The 21,440-nt window shown below is 63.9% G+C and carries 15 protein-coding genes and 2 tRNA genes; 12 read left to right on the forward strand and 5 right to left on the reverse strand.

The window, feature by feature from the left end:
• The first annotated feature begins 15 nt into the window (after positions 1-15).
• The 7 genes from QNN99_RS15995 to QNN99_RS16025 all read left to right on the forward strand — a co-directional run bounded on the left by QNN99_RS15995 (position 16) and on the right by QNN99_RS16025 (position 11,283).
• Positions 16-711, forward strand: a complete 696-nt coding sequence (locus tag QNN99_RS15995) for a CDP-alcohol phosphatidyltransferase family protein (protein ID WP_229967928.1) — start codon at positions 16-18, stop codon at positions 709-711.
• Positions 708-1,448: a lysophospholipid acyltransferase family protein gene (locus tag QNN99_RS16000; RefSeq protein WP_229967930.1), complete on the forward strand. Its 741-nt coding sequence runs from the start codon at positions 708-710 to the stop codon at positions 1,446-1,448. Before QNN99_RS15995 ends, QNN99_RS16000 begins: the two co-directional genes overlap by 4 nt.
• Positions 1,445-2,437, forward strand: coding sequence for a phosphatidate cytidylyltransferase (locus tag QNN99_RS16005; protein WP_229967932.1), 993 nt, complete (start codon positions 1,445-1,447; stop codon positions 2,435-2,437). The genes QNN99_RS16000 and QNN99_RS16005 overlap by 4 nt, the downstream gene beginning before the upstream one ends.
• Positions 2,438-3,205: 768 nt before the next feature.
• Positions 3,206-4,147, forward strand: coding sequence for a hypothetical protein (locus QNN99_RS16010; RefSeq protein WP_229967934.1), 942 nt, complete (start codon positions 3,206-3,208; stop codon positions 4,145-4,147).
• Between the two features lie 49 nt (positions 4,148-4,196).
• Positions 4,197-5,018: a DUF1326 domain-containing protein gene (locus QNN99_RS16015; protein ID WP_229967936.1), complete on the forward strand. Its 822-nt coding sequence runs from the start codon at positions 4,197-4,199 to the stop codon at positions 5,016-5,018.
• Positions 5,019-5,086: 68 nt separating this feature from the next.
• Positions 5,087-5,884, forward strand: a complete 798-nt coding sequence (locus QNN99_RS16020; protein ID WP_229967938.1) for a DUF2182 domain-containing protein — start codon at positions 5,087-5,089, stop codon at positions 5,882-5,884.
• 44 nt (positions 5,885-5,928) lie between these two features.
• Entirely contained in the window at positions 5,929-11,283 is a 5,355-nt protein-coding gene (locus QNN99_RS16025; protein ID WP_229967940.1) for a multicopper oxidase domain-containing protein, read from the forward strand.
• Between the two features lie 890 nt (positions 11,284-12,173).
• Here the strand turns inward: QNN99_RS16025 and QNN99_RS16030 are convergent.
• The 3 genes from QNN99_RS16030 to tadA form a co-directional block, all read right to left on the reverse strand.
• Positions 12,174-12,261: transfer RNA gene (locus tag QNN99_RS16030), tRNA-Ser, on the reverse strand.
• 76 nt (positions 12,262-12,337) lie between these two features.
• Positions 12,338-12,823: a pyridoxamine 5'-phosphate oxidase family protein gene (locus tag QNN99_RS16035; RefSeq protein ID WP_229967943.1), complete on the reverse strand. Its 486-nt coding sequence runs from the start codon at positions 12,821-12,823 to the stop codon at positions 12,338-12,340.
• A 62-nt stretch (positions 12,824-12,885) separates the two neighbouring features.
• A complete protein-coding gene (gene tadA / locus QNN99_RS16040; protein ID WP_229967945.1) occupies positions 12,886-13,356 on the reverse strand; it encodes a tRNA adenosine(34) deaminase TadA in 471 nt (156 codons plus the stop codon).
• Between the two features lie 84 nt (positions 13,357-13,440).
• Here tadA and upp point away from each other — a divergent pair, with 84 nt between their 5' ends.
• The 3 genes from upp to QNN99_RS16055 all read left to right on the forward strand — a co-directional run bounded on the left by upp (position 13,441) and on the right by QNN99_RS16055 (position 16,017).
• Entirely contained in the window at positions 13,441-14,076 is a 636-nt protein-coding gene (upp, locus tag QNN99_RS16045) for a uracil phosphoribosyltransferase (protein ID WP_229967947.1), read from the forward strand.
• Between the two features lie 500 nt (positions 14,077-14,576).
• Entirely contained in the window at positions 14,577-15,434 is an 858-nt protein-coding gene (locus QNN99_RS16050; protein WP_229967949.1) for a winged helix-turn-helix domain-containing protein, read from the forward strand.
• Between the two features lie 58 nt (positions 15,435-15,492).
• Positions 15,493-16,017 (forward strand): SixA phosphatase family protein, encoded by a 525-nt coding sequence (locus QNN99_RS16055; RefSeq protein WP_229967951.1) that lies wholly within the window; start codon positions 15,493-15,495, stop codon positions 16,015-16,017.
• A gap of 30 nt (positions 16,018-16,047) precedes the next feature.
• On the opposite strand, the gene QNN99_RS16060 is transcribed toward QNN99_RS16055, so the two are convergent.
• A complete protein-coding gene (locus QNN99_RS16060; protein WP_229967953.1) occupies positions 16,048-17,520 on the reverse strand; it encodes a dihydrolipoyl dehydrogenase family protein in 1,473 nt (490 codons plus the stop codon).
• 149 nt (positions 17,521-17,669) lie between these two features.
• Here QNN99_RS16060 and QNN99_RS16065 point away from each other — a divergent pair, with 149 nt between their 5' ends.
• Positions 17,670-18,881 carry an NAD(P)/FAD-dependent oxidoreductase gene (locus QNN99_RS16065; RefSeq protein WP_229967955.1) on the forward strand — a complete coding sequence of 404 codons (1,212 nt, stop codon included), beginning with the start codon at positions 17,670-17,672 and terminating at the stop codon, positions 18,879-18,881.
• Between the two features lie 107 nt (positions 18,882-18,988).
• Here the strand turns inward: QNN99_RS16065 and QNN99_RS16070 are convergent.
• Positions 18,989-19,064 (reverse strand) — tRNA-Arg (locus tag QNN99_RS16070).
• A gap of 307 nt (positions 19,065-19,371) precedes the next feature.
• On the opposite strand from QNN99_RS16070, the gene QNN99_RS16075 reads away from it, so the two are divergent.
• Positions 19,372-21,264 carry a phosphoenolpyruvate carboxykinase (GTP) gene (locus QNN99_RS16075; protein WP_229967957.1) on the forward strand — a complete coding sequence of 631 codons (1,893 nt, stop codon included), beginning with the start codon at positions 19,372-19,374 and terminating at the stop codon, positions 21,262-21,264.
• Positions 21,265-21,440: the final 176 nt, after the last annotated feature.

The following is a 21,440-nucleotide window of genomic DNA, read 5'->3' on the forward strand; positions in this document are numbered from 1 at the left end:
GAACGGACATTCCATATGAGCCACGGAACGGACAGGCGGGAAATTCCGCAGCGCGGCAGCCGGTGGGCGGCAAAATCTGCAGATATGCTTGCGGCGGCGAAACTCACCCCCAATCAGATCTCGGTCGGTTCAGTGGTGTTCGCCGCAGTGGGCGCCGCTGCGCTGATCTGGTCGGCGCATACCGACGACGCCATAATTCGTGCTGTCCTTCTGGCCGCGGCTGCTGCCTGTATACCGCTGCGTTTGTTGTTGAACATGCTCGACGGAATGCTGGCCGTAGAAAAGGGTATGAGCTCACCGGTGGGTGATATCTACAATGAATTGCCTGATCGGATCTCCGATGTTCTGTTCCTGGGGGCAGCAGGCATCGCCACCGCCGGGCTGGTGACCGCCGACCGAGTCGATTTCGGGATGACGCTGGGATTCCTTGCGGCGATACTCGCCGTCCTCACTGCCTACATCCGCTGCCTCGGAGCAGCCCTCGGCACGGGATACTTCTTTGACGGGCCCTTGGCCAAACCGCACCGCATGTGGTTGCTGATGATCGGCGTCCTGGTGGCCATCGCCGAACCATGGCTTCCCTGGTCGGAAGGGTGGGCGCTGTTCGGCACGCTGGCGCTCATCGCGTTGGGCTCCCTGCTCACCTGTACTCGCCGATTGCGCCGTGTCAGCGCTGCGCTGCATGCCCGCAGCAAGGACTTGCCATCATGAACGTCGGCAGGGCGTCCCGGCGCAGCCTCGCGAAACTTATCAGCGCCTTCGCCGGTGTGCGCGTGGTGACTGCAGCCGGAGAATCTGAACTGGATTTACCCGAGCAGGCCATCTATTACGCGAACCATTCGAGCCATCTGGACTTCCTCACCATTTGGGCCGCACTGCCGGCAGAGCTTCAGCAACGCGCCCGCCCGGTGGCTGCCAAGGACTACTGGGGCTCCGGGGTGCGTAAGGCTTTTGCCGAAAAGATCTTCAACGCCTATTTGGTCGAACGCCACGGCTCCAGCAGCCGCCGGCAGCGCACGTCGGACTCGGGGGTCAGCCCCAAGGGCCAGGTGGAGGGCATGGCCGAGGTGCTGGCCGCCGGTGATTCGCTGATTATCTTCCCTGAAGGCACCCGCGGCGACGGCGAAACGATCGCCCAGTTTCACGGCGGACTGTACAAACTGGCGCGTCTCCACCCTGAGGTACCCGTAGTCCCCGTGACGCTCGCCAACCTCGGACGGATCCTCCCCAAAGGTGAGGTGATCCCGGTGCCTCACCTCTCGACTGTCATCTTCTGCGAGCCCCTCCATCTGGATCCCGATGAGGACAGGCAGACCTTCCTGGCCCGCGCCCGGCAGGTTCTCGTGGAAGGCCTGACTGAGCATCCAGACCCGCAATCTGCAGATATCCCCGGACAGGACGACGGCGTCCCGGCCCCTCGTTGCCAGGACCGGCAGGACAACCTGTGAGCGACTGGGAACTGGGTTTGTTGGACGCGTCGTCCCTGAAACTCCTCGGCGGCGTCGTCGTTGTTCTAGCCTTAGCCACCGTGATCGCGTGGCTTCTGGGCCGCCGATTGGGCCCCACGAGCACCATTGTGAACCTGAAGCAGCGCATCAACGCCTGGTGGTTGATGGTCGCACTGATAGGTGCTGTCCTGGCAGCCGGCGAGACGGTGACAATTTTGCTGTTTCTGCTGCTGTCACTTCTGGCACTGCGCGAGTTCATCACCATCTCGCCGACCGGGCGCGGAGATCACAAAGTGCTCGTGTGGCTGGTGTTCATCATCCCCGCGGCGCACTACTGGTTCTTGTGGGAGCACTGGTACGGCATGTTCAGCGTGTTCATCCCGGTGTACGCCTTCCTCTTCCTGCCGGCGCGCAACGCACTCGCCGGGCAGACCACCGGGTTCCTGCAGCGAACCGCGGCCATTCAGTGGGCGCTGATGGTATGCGTCTACGCCATCAGTTACGCCCCGGCGCTCCTGCAACTTCCGTTAGCCATGGAGGCAGGCCGGGATGCGGCCGAAGGCTCGGCGCCTGGGACCGGTGGGGCAACCGGCGCGCATCTGCTGCTGTTCCTGCTGATCGTGGTGCAGGGCTCCGATGTGCTGCAGTATGTGTGGGGCAAGACGCTCGGGAAGCACCCGATCGCGCCGAGCGTGAGTCCCAACAAGACGTGGGAAGGGTTCATCGGGGGAGTGCTTTCGGCCACCGCCCTGGGGGCTGCCCTGTGGTGGGTCACGCCGTTCACCCCGTTGATGGCCGCGCTCCTGGCCTTCATCTCCTGTGTGATGGGTTTCGCCGGAGGGCTGGTGATGTCTGCCATTAAGCGCGACCGCGGCATCAAGGACTTCGGCTCCACCATCCCCGGTCACGGCGGCATCATGGACCGCCTGGACTCGCTCTGCTTTGCGGCACCGGTCTTCTTTCACGCCGTGCGATTCTTCTACACCTGACGGTGGGCGGCCCGGGGCGTTCGGTGCGCCCGCACCCGGCCTCGTCGGGCCGGATCGAAGCGCAGTAGCCCGAGGCCCTTGTCCATCATCCCTGAGCAACAGGCGCTCGCTGCGCCGAAACCCAGTGACCCTGCCAGCCGCTGGCGAAGAGGCCTAATCGAGAATCTTGGCTACTGCCCGGAATGCTTCGGGGTCCGCTAAGCCGAGGGGTTGGGCGGCAAACTTCCCCACCTCGGCGAACCTCTTCAACCGACTGTCTTCCAGGCGGGCTCCGTTCACTCCTGAAACCAAGCGGCTTCAACCACGCCTACACCCTTAAATGCGACGAGCCTTGAAACCGCTTCCTTGTGATGCTATTTTTGGCACCTGCTAGTAATCGAAGCTTTCTCCAGCAGCGCGATTACTGTCCAGTGTTTATGTCACTGTGACTGCGTTACAGCAGGTCACGGGCCGTACTCACTCTATGTTTATTTGCATATACCTCTTGTAGATTCTTGTGCGATCGTGGGGTGTGCGGTGCCGGGGAATGTGCAGCGTTTAAGTGATGTAGGACCTATTGATCCCCGGACGGGCTATCCACTGTGGTACGAAGACGTTACGGGTACGCGTCTGGATCTGGCCTGGCAGCGCGATGACCCGAGAACCCCGATCATCGCTGACCTGAATGAAAGCGGAACTCTGCGAGGCATCGCTAACTTCCCAGGCGAATCCTTCTACATGACGGCGGAGGCGGAGCTACCTCTGGGCGGAGGAGGGCAGGACGGGGAAGTGAGGGTGGTCCTCGCCTTGGAGGCTACTTTTGCTACGGAAGACGTGGTGGACGGCGAGCAGATCGTCTTCGGACGCATCCGGTTCCGGGTCCGCGACGGACGCCCGGAGACGACGTACACGCTCACGCACCCGTACGGCACGGTTCAGGTCACCACCGATGAGCGGGGTCGAGTGACTGCGACGGAGGACATCGGCCTGGCACCGTTGGATTTTACCGGGGCTCTGGGCGGGCAGATCGCCCCCTTCCTGCAGTGGATGCCCGATCCCGCTCTGCCCGAGGGCTACATCGGTGACGGCGCCACAGAGCACACGATCACGGGCAGCCCGTTCAACACTAACTTCGTCCTGGTGGAAGGCCCCGGGGCGGGGACAGCTGGGGCTGATCCAGATCCGAATGATCCTGGGAACCCGGACAAGGTCTATACGGACCAATTCGTGCTGCAGGGCCGGATCGCCACGATCCATGGGGTGGAGATCACCCGCGCGGTCTACCGCCGAGCGGCGGATGGGGTGGTGATGGTGGAGGTGTTCGCCCGATCCGTTCCCGGACAGCAGCTCGGAGTATCACTTGGAGGTGGTCCGGAGACGCCCCTGCAGGGTGGGAATACCCCCAACTACCTCTCCCGCATATCTGCGGGCAGCACGGTTCCGACGCAGGTCACCGTGACCAACCGGACTGATCCTGTTGCTCTGCCGGTAACCGTGGGGGTCACCGATGCGGTGGCGATCACGCAGGCCGACTATGACAGCACCAACCAGACGCTCACCGTGAGTGCAATCTCCAGTGATCAGAGCGGCGCCCCGGCACTAACTGTCACAGGGCGTGGCGGGCTGTCCGGCCCGGTCGGAGTCTTTGCTCTCGATGCACCGCCGTCCACGGTCACGGTCGTCTCCGCCGCTGGCGGCACCAGCACAGCGATTGTCCGGATCGTGGCCTGACCGGATCCTGCCGGGCGCTGTCTCAACATCCAAGAATCAGAGGACCGTCATGGAATACACACTGACAGGTAACTTTCTTGAGGCCTGCGACTGCACTGTCATCTGCCCCTGCTGGGTGGACGACGACCCTGTGGAGGGACACTGCACCGGGTTCGTCTTGTGGGAGTTTACCGGGGACGGCACCGAGTCGGAGATCGATGGCCTCGTCGTCACTGGGTGCAAGGTCGTCAGTGTCGCGATCCACGCGGGCAACCGTCGCGGCAGTTCAGCACCGGCCACTTCGATGATCTACATCGACGTTTCGAAGTGCAAGAACACGGAAACCACGGATGAGGAGCTTTTTAAGGCCTTGCGGGGCACCTTCGCCGAACACCCCACCAAGAAGGGAGGGGGCATAGGCCCGCTGGCTGAGCTGGCCGAGATGAGCGGAACGGTGGTCGGGGCCGAGCGGGCCAGTATCTCCTTCAAGTTCGATAAGGACGGCCGCGCGGACAAGGACGAACACCGCTGGACGGCTACAGTCACCCGTACCCGAATAAACCCGCAGGAACCGCAAGCGGAACCCCTTCAAGACCTGTTGATTCACGCGACAGGGCAGCCGGAGCGGTTTGACGCGGCCGAGAACGCTAAGAGTCAGCCGCTGGAGCTGTCCAACACCGCGCTCACCTACGAGCTACAGGCCCAGAACCCGGTGACTGCCCAGGCGGGGGATGAGCTAATCATCAACGTCGGTGCCCTGCCCGGAGGCAACATCAACGTCAAGGGCCGCTCGGGCATGCGCGGCACCTTTCACTACCGCCACCCCGCAGCCCAGCAAGCTCCCGCGGGCGTGCGCACCGGCATGCCTGGTGAAGAAGCACCAGCATCATGACCCCTACCTCCCCGGCGGCGCCCCACCAGTCCGGGGCGAGCCGCCCCCTCGACATGAACCTCCTTGTTTTGAGCACGATCGTGATGGCGGCGATGGCCTGGGGGGTCCTGCTGTTGACCCACGGGCCCGGGGGCCACGGGCCGGAAGGCCACACGGTGACCTCTGAAGTGCTCGCCCCTGGGCTAGCCGCGGAAACACACGCTCAGCATGGTGGTACGGCCGCGTTCGTGATTCCTCCTGCTCTGGTGGGTGGTGCAGTAGCCCTGGGCGGCTGGGGATTCATGGTGGTTGCCATGATGCTTCCGCCAGCACTCCCGCTGCTGCAGACGGTGCGACGACTGGTCTCGCACCGTCCGGATCCGTGGCGTCTGACCATCTGGAGCGCCATGACCTTTATCGGGGCGTGGATGGTCATCGGGGCGGTTCTCGTCGCAGGCGATTTGGGTGTCCGGGCGTTGGCTTCCAGCGGATGGCTGGCGATCGATCCCCGTTGGGTAACAGGGGCCGTGCTGATCGGGGCCGGTGGCTATCAGTTCACCCCGCTGAAAGATTTGTGCCTGCGCGGCTGCCGGAGCCCGCGCAGCTTCGTGCTGGCGCACTGGCAGGGTCGGCGCTCTTCCAGCGCGGAGATTTTCGCCCTGTCCGGTGCATACGCGCTGTCATGCATCGGGTGCTGTTGGGCGCTGATGCTCATCTGCTTCACCGTCGGCACCGCAGCACTGCCTGCGATGGTCGCGTTGAGCGTAGTCATGGCCGCAGAACGCCTCGTCTCGTGGGGTCGGCGCTTGGTATGGCCTACCGGTTTCGCCCTCATCGCTCTGGGAGCCGCTACGGCGCTGCTTCCCGCCTTTCATGGTCCCATTTGATGTGACCTTTTCTGCCGCTGAGCGGCTCGATCACGGAGTTCAACATGTCGTCTACCCAATTCCGCACGTACCACGTTGTGGCCATGTCCTTCCCGATCGTCTACTCGCTCGAGGGCGACCACGATCCCAACGGTCTGCTCTACACCTTGCGCGTGTACCAGCCCCTCCTGGATTGGGTGAAGGAACAACGGGAGAAAAACGGCGACTACCTGACCAAGATGCACCGCAAGACCCAGCTCATGGAAACCGTGGTGTACGCAGTGCCGCGGCTCCTTAAGATGCGCCGGATCCTGTCCGAAGGACCGGAGAAGAATAAGTATCTGTTGAAGGACTTCGGCGGCGAGTCCGAGGTTCTTGACCGGGAAGACCGGGACGCCCGCGGTCTCCGGTTGGATCCGGATGATCGTGCGATACGCCAGAACTACCGTGCCACGGTGGACGAACTGGTTGCCGCTTTGCGGGAGCTGACTGATGGGCGGATTACCAGCCTCTCCTCGAAGGCCCCGCCGGATCCGGAGCGGCTAGAGGAGCAACAGGCGGAGAATGAACATGATGTTTTCGAACATGGCCTGAGGAAAACCATGGGGGAGTGGCTGGCGCAGCTCGAGGAGGCCGAGCGGGCTATCGAAGGGCAATTGGAAAGGATCCGCCAGGGGTGGCCGGAGATGTTGGCTTGGTATCGGAGGCAGCGTCCCGGGTCTCAGCTGCGGGACGAGGACATCGAACGGTTGATGTTCAACGATCACAGCCCTGACCTGATCGGCAAAGGTGAACAAACCCTGGCCTACAACCGGTGCAACCCGCTTAAGCCCATCCCACTGGTGCGTCCGCTGGTGTTGCGGGCGTGCCGGGGAGAGCAGCTTAAGGTGCGTTTCGAGAACAGCATCCGCGGCCGCGAAGTGGGCATGCACGTGCAAGGAGACGGGCTCGGGGGCACCGTCCCGGGACGCGGCACCGGCTCAGGCGTCCAGTACGGAGATGGGGCGCGCGTAGGCGACAACGACCCCACCACTGTTCCCTACCAATCTAAAATGACGTACCGCTGGCTGTGCGCCCGGGAGGGCGTGTGGCCGATCAACGATCTGGGCGACATCCGCGGAACCGACCGTGGCACCAACAACCACGGATTGTTCGCCGCTCTGGTCGTCGAGCCCGATGGGGCGAGGTGGTACGACCCTGAGACGGGGGAACGGCTCGACGGCACAGATCACCCCGATGGGCTCTACGCCGACGTCGTGCCCCGCGACGAACACCGCCTCAAGGACGGGAAAGTGGTGGCTCTCCAAAAGGGCTGCCGCGACGAGCAGCATGAGGACTGCCAGGCGGGCAACCGGTGCCGGAAATGGCGGGAGGACAATTTCGTCGACTTCCACCATGCCAAGGACAATCCGGAACAATTCGCCGGCAACTGCAGTTTCCGCGAGTTCACCGTCTTCATGCACGACGAACCCGAGACGCATAACGGCATCCCCCACCCCCTGCCCCACTCGGCCATGCCCCTGTCCTACCGCGCTGAACCCATGCACAACCGCCTTCCCTATCGGCTGCACCGGCGCCTGCGTAAAGGCGCGCCGAAGGCAGAACCCGATAAGAACAGGATCGACCACTCAGCCGTTGAAATCAGGATCGATGAGGAAACCCTCGGAGAAGAGTTCTGGGTGGCCAAAGACAAGAACGGCGATTTCCTCGAACGCGTCTCCGGCGAGGAGCAGCATCACAGCTCCTGGCTGTTCGGCGAACCGGTGACGCCGATTCTGCGCACCTACCGCGGGGACCCCAGCCGGGTGCGGCTGGTGCACGCCGGGGTCAAAGAGACCCATGTCTTCCACCTGCACGTCCATCAGTGGCGAGCCGTCGCCCAGGACACCGCTGAGCCTTCCGTGTGGAAGATGGGCGAGCACCACGGTTCCCAGCTGCTGGATTCGGTGTCCATCGGTCCGCAGACCGCCATGACCATCGACCCGCTCTACGGCTCGGGCAGCCGCCAGCATGCGGTGGGCGACATCATCTGGCACTGCCACCTCTACCCCCACTTCCACCACGGCATGTGGGGACTGTGGCGCAGCTTCGACCGGCTGGTCGACGGGGAGCGGGCCTACCCCGACGGCACTCCCTGTCCCGAACTGAAGCCATTGCCCGGACGTGACCCCAACCCCTCGACCGCCGAACAACCCGGATTTCCGTGGTTCATCGACGCCACCTACCCCCGCAAATCTCCGCCGCCGCCCTCACCCCACGAGGAAGACGTAGAGGCGGGGAAGGACCCGGAGAGGAACGTCCCGGTCAACGGGCGACGCCAGCTGCTGCAGATGCCGCATTGTTCCGACAAGGAACGGGCGGCCTTCGCACCCAACTGCCGGTCGGGTGATCAACCCGGTGCTCTTTTCGTCGATCTGGACGGCCTCGCCCGGGACTGGAACACCAAGGCGAAGGTTCCCGAGCGACGGATTATCCACTACGAGATCGACATGGCGGAACGGGGGATGATCTACAACTCCGCCGGCTGGTACGACCCGCACGTACACCACTATCAGCTCAAAGAAATCACCGTCACCCGTCTCGACGACGACGGGCACCGGCTTGGGGATCCAGTGCCCTTCAAACCCCCGGCAACCGAAGACGCAGGCGGGGCCGACGCGTTCTTCCCGCGGGCCAATCACGGCGACATCGTGGAACTGCGCCTGCGCAACATGGTGGGCACCGTCGAGGGCGACCACTTCGACTTTCCCGGCCACCCAGTTGAATGTGGTCTGCACGTGCACCTGGTGAAGTTCGATGTGCTCGCTGCCGACGGCTCGGCCACCGGCTGGAACTACCTCTCCGGCGCCAGTTCCCTCGAAGCCATCCCGGACGGCAAGATCAACAATCCCCCTGCAAATGTTTCCTTGCACCGGTGGGTGGTGGATGAGGAGTTCGGCCCCTGCTTTTTCCACGACCACCTGCTGGCGAACTTCCGGCAGAAGCGCGGTCTGTTCGCAGCCCTGATCGCCGAACCCAACGGCACCCGCTGGTACCTACCGGACCGGCACACCCCCGCATGGGTTGGCTCCCAGGCCGTGATCATACCGCGAACTTCAAACGGGGATGGGGACGTAGCTTTAAAGGACCCCTTCCGGGAAGCTGGATTGGCCCTTGGGGACTTTGTGCCGCTGAACCGTCCGAAGGACGATCGTCCTCCGAACCCCATCCCTGCTCAACCTCAATCGGAGGATGATCCGCTGAATGAGCCGAACCTGCTGGGCGGTGATGACGATCCCGGTGTTATGGGCGTCAATTACCGGTGCACCCCCATGCGATACCGCGGCAAGGACCCCTCCGAGTGGTTCAGCTCCAGCCGCTCCTCGCTGAAGAACGAGGACGAGGAGCAGCGAAAGGTCCTCGACGTGCAGGCTCCGCACATGTCGCCGCCACTGCCTGTGCCGCCGAAGCACAAGGGTGACCCCGACACACCGGTGATCTACACCTATCCAGGAGAACGACTGCGCATCCGGATTTTCCAGGGCTCCCACGAAGAGCAGCACAGTTTCATGCTCAACGGCATGCGATGGCGCAAGGACTGGCAGAACCCACAGTCGCCGTGGGTGAACCAGCAGACGCTGGGCATCTCCGAGGCCTTCACCATGGACATCAACCCGCCGGAAATCGGAGCTGACGGAAAGCCTCTGGCGACGAGCCCGTACGGGGTCGGTGACCACCTGTGGCAGTTCACTGTCATGGACGACCTGTGGCTGGGATGCTGGGGACTGATCCGTTCGCTCCAGCCCAGCTCGGAGAACTTCCGTGAACTTCCCCCGTTGCCGCGCATCACCAAGGTCGTCCCCGGGACGGAGGACGGCGGCGGGCGCGTTGCACCTCCGACCGACCAGGAACTGAAGGAGGCACTGGATCAGTTCCGCCTCTCCCAGTCCAACGGATTCCTGCCCACACGTCCCTTCCGGGTGCCCGGAGGAACGTGGTCGGCTGGGAAGGTGCGGGAGTACGTGGTAGTCGCCCAGCGCCACGAGCACCAGTACGCTGGCCAAGCACTGACCGACCCGTGGGGCCTGATCTACCGTACGGCCGAAGAGTTCGTCGCTGAGACCAGGGACGATGGAAGCGAGACGGGCAATCTCCGGGCGGTGGATGTGGACGGTTCCGACCAGCCGCTGGTCCTGCGGGCACATCCCGGGGAATGGATCAGGATCACCCTCATCAACGAGCTCCTGCTGCCGCAGGAGAACCTCCCTGACGAAGACTTCGCCACGAAAGATCCTCGGCTCCCGGACTTCGGACCGGAAGTGAGCCCGCCGCGGCTGCCCGTGGAGCACCGTGACCACCTGGGTTACCCGGACCGTCGAACGGTCAGTCCTCGAGTCTCCCTGCACCCCAACTTGCTGCTTTACGACGTGCAGAGCGACGACGGCGCGTACGTGGGGCTGAACCAGGACAGCACCGTAGCCGCCCTGGACGTGGACGATGCTGCTCATGTCGTGCACGGCGGACACGACGCAGTCAATGTGGTGGTGCACCGCACTGACCATGGCATAGGGCACCGGGACGCGAACTGGCGGGAGTATTGGTGGTACGCGGATCCGGCCCTAGCTTTCGACACATATCAGGACGGGCGCGAACGAGGCCAAACCTGCTACCTGTTCGATATGGGTGACATCCGCAATCACCGGCACCACGGCTTAATCGGAGCTGTCGTGATCGAGCCCAGCGACATTACCCCGGTCGACCCGCAGAACGAGGACAAGCCGAAGTGGACAGGCGCCCACGTTCACCTGGAGAGCGGTGACGAAGTCATCGCCCAAGAATTTGTTTTCTTCCTACAGGACGGGCTGCGTCACTTCCTAAACGGCAATATCGACCAGCCACTTCCTGACATCTCTCCGAGCGACCCTCCCGTGGATGCCGGGCAGAAGGCCATCAGCTACCGGTCTCCGCTGACTCCACACCAGAATCCCATGGCGCTGCCCAACCCCACCGCCCCAATCCAGCACGCGAGCAGGGACCTGCCCATCTGGTGGCGCCTGGTCTGCGCCGGCGACAAGCCCCGCAATCACACCTTCACCGTGCACAACTTCGCCTGGGACGTCGCCCCCTGGGTGCGGAAGGCAAAGAAGAGCAGTCCCGAAGCCGGATCGGTTACCGCCATCGCAGCCGGCTTCACCCAGGACCTGGTGATGCTGCCCGAAGGACGCTGGGATCCAGGAGACCACGCCTACCGCAGCGGTTCCTTCCGCTGGGCTGTCAGTCAGGGGATGTGGGGCATCGTCCGGATGGGTGATCAAAACGCCAAATCTCGAAGGGAAACGCAAAAAATATCATTGCAGCTGCTGTGGCCACGCTGGGCCCAAAGATTATCCAAGTTGGCCGGGTCACAACGGCGGAGACCCCGGACAAATGGACTCTCGTGACATTCGAGGAGGCCTTGGACGGACTGCTGTCGCGAGGAGTTGAGGGGCCTTCTCCGGCAAGCAGCCTGAGCTCCTGTTCACGATGATCCGGGCCCAGGAGAACTAATTGATCAGTTCCGGCCCACCGGGCGGGTCGCGGCCAAATTCTGCCCGGGCCTGAGTGCCCGCCTTCGACGAAGCCCCTTTTCAGCCCGCATCCGAGTTGGAAGTGGGCTTTTTGGGCTGGTTCCGACCAGCCAGATACCCACTGGGCAGATACTGGCCGGTTGTGGGCCGTAGTCGGGCTAATTCAGGCCGGATTGGGGCCAATGCCGAACTCGACGGCAAGCCCGAGCCAGGCTCATCGAGCCCTACGCACTCAAATTACGCACGCTTCGCGTGCCCTTCTGGTCGCATTCCAGATATTGACCCATTCCAGATATTGACCAGAGTTGTCATGCGTACATGTTTCAGCTTGCGGTAACGATGGGATCGACTGGACCCACCGTCACCGCCGCATCACCAATGGTCCACTAACATCTGGGTCGTGATGACGGCCTGGCCATGCACCTACTCATTTCGAGACTGTCACCGAACCCTGCATCTACTCCGCGCATTCGCTAGTAACCGGTGCCAGCTCGTCGAAGGGCAAAGCAGCCGGAACCAACGAGGACTGAGGCTGCTGACAGCCCGCACAAACCCCTTTAAGGCCCATGCTCCTACTCGAAAAACTTCTCTGACCGCTGAGTGCTCGGTGCCTGCAGATACTGACGCAGTCCGGGCGGCCGAGGCGCGACGTCAAGGGCCGCTCTGAGAATCCTGTTGCTGGTGCGTTACCGCCGGACTTACTCACGACAAGGAAAAAGACCCCGCTTCCCTTGGATTGCAAGGGAAGCGGGGTCTTTTCCATGTGGCGGTGACGGTGGGATTTGAACCCACGTTGGCTTTCACCAAACAACATTTCGAGTGTTGCACCTTCGGCCGCTCGGACACGTCACCAACGCGTCAACCTTACCGGCTAAAACGCCCTGCCCCAAAACGGGCGGATCCACGCCCGCTGCGGTGGCGGAGATGACTAGAGATCGACGACGTCGTTCTTGCCGATGTTGGGCGTATCGCCGGTGACGGCGCTCTTGGCAATCTTGAAGGCCGTTGCCACCCGCGGCTCGTCCGTTGCCCAGTATTCAGCGGTGTCCGAGTCCACCTTGATCAGCGCAATGGACGGGTCTTCCCGCCCCGCCTCGAACCAGGCAGCAGCGGTGGACTTCCATAGTTCTTCGATCTTGCCTTCATCCTTGGTGATGGACGCCGTTCCGCTGATGGAGAGGTACCCCTTGGAATCATGGATGGAGACGTTCACGTTGGGGTTGGTCCGAATCTCGTCCGCCTTGGGCGAGGGATCCTGGGTGAAGAACCACAGGTTGCCGTCCGAATCCGTTTCCTGCAGCTCCAGCGGACGGCTCACCAGATGGCCCTGAAGATCCACGGTCGTCAGCTGGGCAATCTTGGCGTGCTCAAGGATTTTGACGACTGTATCCAGCCCTGCCTGATCTGCACTCATTGGTGAACTCCTTGGGGTATCGGGTTCTGAGTTAGTAAGCCTACGTACGGAACCCGCCCGTGTCAGCCCGATCGCCGAGAGCCGAAAAAATCAGTGAGCAGCTTCGCGCACTCCGCTTTCCGGACCTCGGGAAAAACTTCCACCCAGTGATTCAGCCTGCGCTCACGGAGAATGTCGAACACCGATCCGGAGGCTCCGGCCTTCTCGTCCCAGGCGCCGAAGACCACCCGTGGAATGCGGGCCAGCACAATCGCCCCGGCACACATGGCACAGGGCTCCAGGGTCACCACCAGAGTGCACCCCTCGAGCCGCCACTCACCGATGGCCGCTGCGGCTTCGCGGATGGCTACCACTTCGGCGTGGGCCGTGGGGTCGCCGGTGGCTTCGCGCTCATTGCGTCCGGTGCCGATTATCGTTCCGTCCGGACCAACGACGACGGCGCCGATCGGCACGTCTTGGGTCGCCAAGGCTCCGCGGGCCTCGATAAGCGCAAGATCCATCCACGCCTCATGCTGCGCTGTAGGGGGCTTCATGCTCCTATCTTCCCGCAGTTCAACCGGGCCGCAGGGCAGCCGTGCCGCAGAGGGAGTCCCAGCATGGAATGGTACTTTTGAAGCATGCGCGTACTTGTAGTGGATCACCCCCTTGTTGCCCACAAACTCACCGTTCTCCGCGACAAAGACACCCCTTCACCGGTGTTTCGCCAGCTCACGGAAGAACTCGTCACCCTTTTGGCTTATGAAGCCACCCGCAACGTCCGCGTTGAGCCCGTACAGATCGAGACTCCGGTCACGTCCACTGTCGGGACCGGCCTGGTAAAGCCCACCCCGCTGGTGGTGCCGATCCTCCGTGCCGGACTCGGAATGCTTGAAGGAATGACCCGGCTGGTCCCCACGGCGGAGGTTGGATTCCTGGGCATGGCCCGCAATGAGGAAACCCTCGAAGCAATCACCTATGCGGAGAGGCTTCCGGACGACCTCACCGGACGTCAGGTCTTTGTCCTGGACCCGATGCTGGCCACCGGCGGAACCCTCCGGGAGGCCATCAAGTTCCTGTTCAAGCGCGGAGCCGCAGACATCACGTGCATCTGCCTGCTGGCCGCCCCCGAGGGCCTCGAGGTGCTGAAGCACGAACTGGCTGATGCCAATGTGACCATCGTGCTGGCCTCCATCGATGAGCGCCTGGATGAAAAGTCCTACATCGTCCCGGGACTGGGTGATGCCGGCGATCGACTGTACGGCGTCGTCGACTAAACAGGCTCCGCCCTCAATACCTACTGTCCAGCATGTGGACACCTCTCGCATGCTTGACTCGCACCCGTCTGTAAGTTCGCTTATGGGCGGGTGCTCTCTTTTTCCCATTCGGCCGCCGTGTGCGGCCAGCGGGCCGCCCGGAGCATGGGGCGGCAGTGGGTGCCAAAAGCCGGATTCCGGGGTAGGGAATGTGAACTGCATCACAAATAGCCAACAATCGTCCACATAGTGAGACGTGGGACGCATTGTTACTTGCGCGTACGCCTTTGTTACATGCAATAATCCGTAATGTGAACATCCACACAGCAGCACCTGTCGCAGCGCTTCTCATCGGCTCCGCCGGCGAGAAGCCGTGCTGTTGTCGAATGCACGCCTGAGTTACCCACCCCCATTTCTCAGGCACCACTCAGGCCCAATGACGGGCGAAACTGCGCCATCTCGACCCGGGCACACCCCCAGCATTCGAGCGTGATGACGGTCATTCACATTGAGGTTGCAACATGTCAGTAGCATCAGGGTACGTACACATCTCACTGCGCAACGCGCAGAATCGCGCCGGAGCCGTCCGCCAGGGTGCGGCCGCGGAATTCCGCCAGTACGGCGGGCAGGCCTACTCCCCGCAATACGGCGTTCAGGGCTTTGGCCAGCCGGCCCGCCCGCTTCAAGCGGTGGCTCCGGGAAACGATGCTTCACCCATGACGGCGCCCACCCCCGTCGTGACGCCCAACGGAATTCCCGGCCCCCAGTCGGTCAGCAACGACACGGTGGCCCGCGGGTTCGTTATTTATGTCGGCCTCGATGAGGACACGGCCGCCGCCAATGGAACGTCCCTGACCAAGTTGGCCCAGGAAGTGCGCGCCTACATTCAGACGCTGTGCCCGGGCGCCCAGAGCCATGCCGCCGTGGCCCTGGCGCCGGCGGAGGCCGCCGGCGCCGATATCGACGTCGTACGCCAGGCGCTGGGGGACCCGACGGCGCAGCGCCGCCCCCGCCAGGAGGCCGCACCGCTGGCGCCGACCCAGAGCGCACCGCGTCCGTCCGGAGTCCTGATCGACCTGTCGCGGCGCGAAGTGCACCTGGACGGGGACACCCTGAACCTGACCTTCAAGGAATTCGAGCTGCTCAACTACCTGGTGGAGAACGCCACCCGGACGGTCGGGCGCGAGGAACTGCTGGCGGGACTGTGGCGCAATGCCGAGGAAGTGCCCAACGAGCGCACCATCGATGTGCACATCCGGCGGCTCCGCTCCAAGCTCGGCCGGTTGGCAAACACCGTCCGGACTGTCCGCGGCCAAGGCTACCGCTTCTACGAGCACCCCGAAGTTGTGGTCTGGGCGGCACCCGAATACAGCATCTGATCCAGGGGCGGTGCCGGTTCCGGAATTCCGGCACCGGCACCGCCGATAGACTGGGCGAATGAGCGGCCACCACCTGAAAAAACTGATGCTCCTGCGGCATGCGAAGGCGGCATGGCCCCGGGACGTGTCCGACCACGAACGGCCCCTCTCCAGCCGGGGGCACTTGGACGCGCCGCTGGCCGGCCGCTGGATGGTGGAAAACGACTCCATTCCCGACTTCATCCTGTGCTCGTCTGCGCTGCGCACCCGGCAAACGTGCACTTGGATCTGTGAGGAACTCGGAGACAAAGGGCCCACACCCAAGCTCGAAGACGGCCTCTACAGCGCCACGGCCGCGCAGATCCTCAGCGTCATCAACAGTGTGCCGGAGACGGTGACCAGCCTGCTGGTCATTTCCCACCTCCCCGGAGTGCAGGACCTCGCGATGCGGCTGGCCTCAGTGGAGTCCAACGAAGATGCAGTAATGGAGATGGCGATGGACTATCCGACCGCCGGGTTGACCGTCATGGAATCGGACAAGCCGTGGGCTGAGCTGGACGGGCGCGATGCCCGGGTCACTGACTTCGTGGTTCGCCGGGCCTGACCGCTCCCGCGTCGGCGTAACCGGCGCACCCTAGAGCCCGTACTTTTCCAGCAGCCTCAGCCAGACCTCGCTGATGGTGGGATACGAGGGGACGGCATGCCACAGCCGATCCAGGGGCACCTCTCCCGTGATCGCTATGGTGGCAGCGTGCAGCAGTTCGGACACGTCGGGGCCGGCAAATGTCATGCCGACGAGCACCTTGCGGTCTTCGTCCACCACCATCTGCGCCCAGCCCCGGTAGTCGTCGGCATGCAGCGCCGATCCGGCCACCGACAGCTCAAGTGACGTTTCCGAAGCATTGATGCCGTCGGTCCGGGCCTGCTCCAGAGTCCGGCCGACCATGGCGATTTCCGGATCCGTGAACACCACCTGCGGCACCGCAACATGATTGGCAGTCGAGACTTCCCGGCTCCAGGCGGGCGGTGCGCCGGTTCCGGCCAGCTCGCCGCGGGCCCGGGCGGTGATCGCGGCTCCGGCGGCACGGGCCTCATATTTGCCCTGATGGGTCAGCAGCACCTTTCCGGCGGCATCGCCCACCACGTAGAGCCAGTCGCTGCCCTTCACCAGCCCCGTGTCGTCTGAGTCCAAGCGCGCAGCGTCAAAGCCGAGCCCTTCCAGACCCAGATGCGCCAGCGCAGGCGCCCGGCCCGTGGCCACGAGCAGCCGGTCAGCCGCCAGCACCGAACCGTCCGCCAGCCCCATTTCCACGCCGCCGCCTGCAGCGCTGCGCACAAAATCCGTTCCGGTAAAGGTGCGGACATCCACGCCGTCTGCAGCAAGGCCGGCCTTGACCAGTTCGCGCGCCGGCTCCGGATAGGAGTCCAGGATGTCGTGCCGGGCCACCAGGGTGGCCCGGGAGCCGAGCCGCGCCCAGGCCTGCGAAAGCTCAGTGCCGGCAACCCCGCCGCCGAGCACGATCAGCCGGCCAGGCACCTCCTGCGCCGAGGTTGCCTCGCGGGTGCCCCAATACTCAACCTGGTCCAGTCCCTTCACCGGGGGTGGAGTGGGCACGGAGCCGGTGGCCAGGACGACGGCATGGCGGGCCGCGATGGTGATCATGCCGCCGTCGTCGCCTCGGACACTGACCTCGCGCGGCCCGGTAAGCCGTCCGTGTCCGCGCACCAGCCCGATTCCGGTGTCCCTTACCCACTCCTCCTGCCCGGAATCGTTCCAATGCGAGGTGAAGCTGTCGCGGCGGTCCAGTACGGCCCGGGCGTCCAGGGAACCGGTTACGGCTTCACGGGATCCGGCCACGGATCGAGCGGCGTGCAGCGCGGTTCCCGGCCGCAGCAGCGCTTTGGAGGGCATGCAGGCCCAGTAGGAACACTCCCCGCCGATCAGGGCCGGCTCCACGAGAATGGCGTCCAGCCCACCCTGAGCCACCCGGGCGGCAGCGTTCTCCCCCACCGCTCCGGCGCCGAGCACGACGACGTCGGTGTCCCTGTGCCGCGACCGCTGGGACTCGTCCGAACCGCTGTATCCCGTGCCGCTCTGATCCGTCATGCACAGAGCTTGGCACGCGGCGGCCCCCGGGAAAAGGCTGCCTTGCGAAAGGCTGTTCCGCCGGAAGCGAGGAACGCGTGGCGAGAGATTTCCGCTCGGCACGCCTAGGCTGGAAGCACCGCTCCCGTTCTTCAGCAAGGAAAACAAACATGGCCCTGGAATCCGTCCTCATCGCAGGCGGCGGCATGGCAGGCTTCGCAGCGGCCCGCGAGCTGCGCTCCCGCGGCTTCGGCGGCCGGGTGACCATCATCGACCCCGAAGGGCTGCCCTACGACCGTCCGCCGCTGAGCAAGGAGTATCTGCTCGGGACGCGCAGCAGCGAACAGATTCTGCTCGCCGGGGAAGCCTGGTATCAGGAACAGGGGATCGCGATCCTGGCCGGCAAAGCTGCAGGCCTGAAGCCCGACGAGGGCATCGTGCTGCTTGAGGACGGCCGGGAGCTGGCCGCCGACAAAATTGTGCTGGCTACCGGTGCGGCAGCCCGCCGGCTGGAGATCCCGGGCGGGGAGCTGGAAACAGTGCTTGGACTGCGGAACCGCACCGACGCAGACCGGCTGCGCTCCCGGCTGCATCCGGGCGTGCGGCTGGTAATTATCGGCGCAGGCCTGATCGGCGCCGAGACCGCATCAACAGCACTGGCGGTCGGTGCGGAGGTGACGCTGATCGACCCGGTTGATCCGCCGCTGGTGCCGGCGGTGGGACATGCTTTGGCGCAGCGCCTGCACCGGATGCATGCCGCCCGCGGCATCCGTGCGGTTACCGCAGTTCCCGCGGCCATCGTCGGGGACGGTACCGGATATCGGGTTGAGGTCGAGGGCAGCACGGCCATCCACGCCGACGTGATACTGGTTGGCATCGGAATCGTTCCGGAGACTGCGCTGGCCTCCTCTGCCGGTCTGGACATCGACAACGGCATCCTGGTGGATGACCGCCAGCGCACCAGCCACCCCAACGTTTATGCCGTCGGAGACGCAGCCCGCACCAGGCACTCCGACGGGACCCTCCTGCGCCGGGCCGAGCACTGGGAACATGCGCGAAACACCGGCGCCACCGCTGCCGCTGCCCTCCTCGGGCAGGACCTGCCGGTCCACGGTGCTTCTTGGTTCTGGTCCGACCGCCACGGAGTCCACGTTGAAGGGGTCGGCTCGATGGTGGGGGAGGGGCACACCGTGACCCGCGAAATAGACGGGGTGCCCGTAGCGAGTTTCCGGCTGGCTGCAGATGGCCGCGTGGAAGGCTGCGCCGCCATCGACGGCGGCTTCACGGTGCGGGCCGCCCGCCGCATCATCGACCGCCGCATCCTGGTGGATCCCGCCAGATTGGCGGACCCCGGCGTCGACCTCCGGAAACTGGCCCGCTGATCCGAGCTGCGCCGCCGGCCCGGGAATTCCGGGTCTTTGCCGGCTGTCTTCAGACAAAGAAAAAACCCGGTCTGACCAGTATTTCTACTGGTCAGACCGGGTTTCACTGGTGCGCGCGAAGGGATTCGAACCCCCAACCTTCTGATCCGTAGTCAGATGCTCTATCCGTTGAGCTACGCACGCATTTAGGATTATTCTGAACTTCAGGCCCCGTTGAGGCCTTCCTTCAAAGTTTGTCCGTGGCTGTTTGGCCGTAAACAACTATAGCCCAGTTTCTGAGAGCCGCCTAATCCGTCAGTGTGACCTCCGACAACTAGACCGGTCTATATGACGTTCGTCACATCGACGTATGCTGGCCACCACAAGTTTGTTGAATTCTAGGCAAACATTGCATGACCGCCATTATAGGTACTACCTTTCCCGCGGGAGTCATCGGCATGCCGACAACTAGCATCAAAAACACACCACTGACCCAACGAAGGGAAGAGTCATGGGCGATGACGCGCGTCAGCTAGTTCTCGATGAGAGCGGCGATAACGTTGCTCCGAGCCATTTGGACAGCAACACACCGGGGGCTTCTGCGGAAGCACCCACCACCCACGAGGCTCTGCTGGCTTGGGTTCAGCAAGTAGCCGAGCTGACGCAGCCCGATCGCGTGTATTGGGTCGATGGGTCTGAGGCGGAAAACAAGGCCCTGACCGATGAACTGGTCGACGCCGGAACGCTGGTTCGGCTGAACCCGGAGGAGTTCCCGAACTCCTTCGCTGCGTTCTCCGACCCCAAGGACGTGGCGCGTGTCGAGGAACAGACTTTCATCTGCTCCGAGAACAAGCACGACGCTGGGTTCACCAACAACTGGATGGAACCGTCGCAGATGCGGGCCAAGCTGGACGGCCTGTTCTCCGGTTCCATGCGCGGACGCACCATGTACGTCATTCCCTTTGTCATGGGACATCTCGAAGCAGAAGATCCCAAGTTCGGCGTCGAAATCACCGACAGCGCCTACGTGGTTGCCTCCATGCGGATCATGGCGCGCATCGGCACCGACGTGCTGCGCAAGATGGAGGAGCTGGATGCGTTCTTCGTGCCCGCCCTGCACTCCGTCGGCGCTCCGCTGGCCGAGGGCGAGGCGGACGTGGCCTGGCCCTGCAGCGACGACAAGTGGATTGTGCACTTCCCCGAAGACCGTTCCATCTGGTCCTACGGTTCCGGCTACGGCGGCAACGCCCTCCTGGGCAAGAAATGCTATGCCCTGCGCATCGCGTCGATCATGGCCCGGGACGAAGGCTGGCTCGCCGAGCACATGCTCATCCTGAAGCTCACCAGTCCGGAGAAGAAGGACTACTTCGTGGCGGCGGCCTTCCCCTCCGCTTGCGGCAAGACGAACCTCGCGCTGCTGGATCCCACGATCGAGGGCTGGAAGGTCGAGACCCTCGGCGATGACATCACCTGGATGCGCTTTGGGCACGACGGCGAGCTGCGCGCCACCAATCCGGAGGCCGGCCTGTTCGGCGTCGCTCCCGGTACCGGCTGGAGCACCAACCCCAACGCCATGCGCGCCATCGCCAAGGGCAACTCCATCTTCACCAACGTTGCGCTGACCGACACCGGCGGCGTCTGGTGGGAGGGCATGACGGACGAGGCTCCGGCACACCTGACCGACTGGCTGGGCAACGAATGGACGCCGGAGGCCGGCCACCCCGCCGCCCATCCGAACTCCCGCTTCTGCACGCCGATCGACCAGATCGACATGCTCGCCGAGGAATACCATTCCCCGAACGGCGTGCCGGTGTCGGCCATCCTCTTCGGCGGCCGCCGCAAGACCACGGTCCCGCTGGTGACCCAGTCCCGCGACTGGACCAACGGCATCTTCATGGGCTCCACCCTGTCCTCCGAAACCACAGCGGCCGCCGCAGGCCAAGTGGGCGTGGTCCGCCGCGATCCGATGGCCATGCTGCCGTTCATGGGTTACGACGCCGGAGACTACCTGCGCCACTGGATCACCCTCAGCGGCAAGGCCAACCAGGAAACCCTGCCCAAGATCTTCCTGGTCAACTGGTTCCGCCGCACGGCCGACGGCGGGTTCGCCTGGCCCGGCTTCGGCGACAACTCACGGGTGCTCAAGTGGGTTATCGAGCGGATCGAAGGAACCGCCGACGCGGTGGAAACTCCGATCGGCTTTGTGCCCACCGGAGAATCCCTGGACCTCACCGGCCTGGACATGACTCCGGCCGACGTCGAGGCCGCCGTGCGCGTGGACCCCGAGGAATGGAAGAAGGAGCTCGCAGGGATCGAGGAGTGGTACTCCCGTTTCGGCGAGTCACTGCCCGAGGATCTCGTCGCTGAGTTGCAGACCCTCAAGGAGCGTTTCGCTTCGGCGTAGCCTTCCCTGAGCCCTCGCCGGCTCAGTCTTGATCCGATGGCCCCGTCCCCTTTGCGGACGGGGCCATCGGCGTCTCCGGCGCCGGACGGTTCAGGCCGGAGGGTTCAGAAGGGAATGGGGTGACGGGGCGACGGGTTGAACGGGTCAAAGTTCCGGGAGATGCCTCCGCGGCCGGC

This window comes from Arthrobacter sp. zg.Y820, assembly GCF_030125555.1.
Taxonomy (GTDB): Bacteria; Actinomycetota; Actinomycetes; order Actinomycetales; family Micrococcaceae; genus Arthrobacter_B.

Coding starts and splice junctions, on each gene's coding strand:
- QNN99_RS15995 (WP_229967928.1), top strand. CDS start 16: ATGAGCCACGGAACGGACAGGCGGGAAATTCCGCAGCGCGGCAGCCGG.
- QNN99_RS16000 (WP_229967930.1), top strand. CDS start 708: ATGAACGTCGGCAGGGCGTCCCGGCGCAGCCTCGCGAAACTTATCAGC.
- QNN99_RS16015 (WP_229967936.1), top strand. CDS start 4,197: ATGGAATACACACTGACAGGTAACTTTCTTGAGGCCTGCGACTGCACT.
- QNN99_RS16025 (WP_229967940.1), top strand. CDS start 5,929: ATGTCGTCTACCCAATTCCGCACGTACCACGTTGTGGCCATGTCCTTC.
- QNN99_RS16035 (WP_229967943.1), bottom strand. CDS start 12,823: ATGAGTGCAGATCAGGCAGGGCTGGATACAGTCGTCAAAATCCTTGAG.
- tadA (WP_229967945.1), bottom strand. CDS start 13,356: ATGAAGCCCCCTACAGCGCAGCATGAGGCGTGGATGGATCTTGCGCTT.
- upp (WP_229967947.1), top strand. CDS start 13,441: ATGCGCGTACTTGTAGTGGATCACCCCCTTGTTGCCCACAAACTCACC.
- QNN99_RS16050 (WP_229967949.1), top strand. CDS start 14,577: ATGTCAGTAGCATCAGGGTACGTACACATCTCACTGCGCAACGCGCAG.
- QNN99_RS16055 (WP_229967951.1), top strand. CDS start 15,493: ATGAGCGGCCACCACCTGAAAAAACTGATGCTCCTGCGGCATGCGAAG.
- QNN99_RS16060 (WP_229967953.1), bottom strand. CDS start 17,520: ATGACGGATCAGAGCGGCACGGGATACAGCGGTTCGGACGAGTCCCAG.
- QNN99_RS16065 (WP_229967955.1), top strand. CDS start 17,670: ATGGCCCTGGAATCCGTCCTCATCGCAGGCGGCGGCATGGCAGGCTTC.
- QNN99_RS16075 (WP_229967957.1), top strand. CDS start 19,372: ATGGGCGATGACGCGCGTCAGCTAGTTCTCGATGAGAGCGGCGATAAC.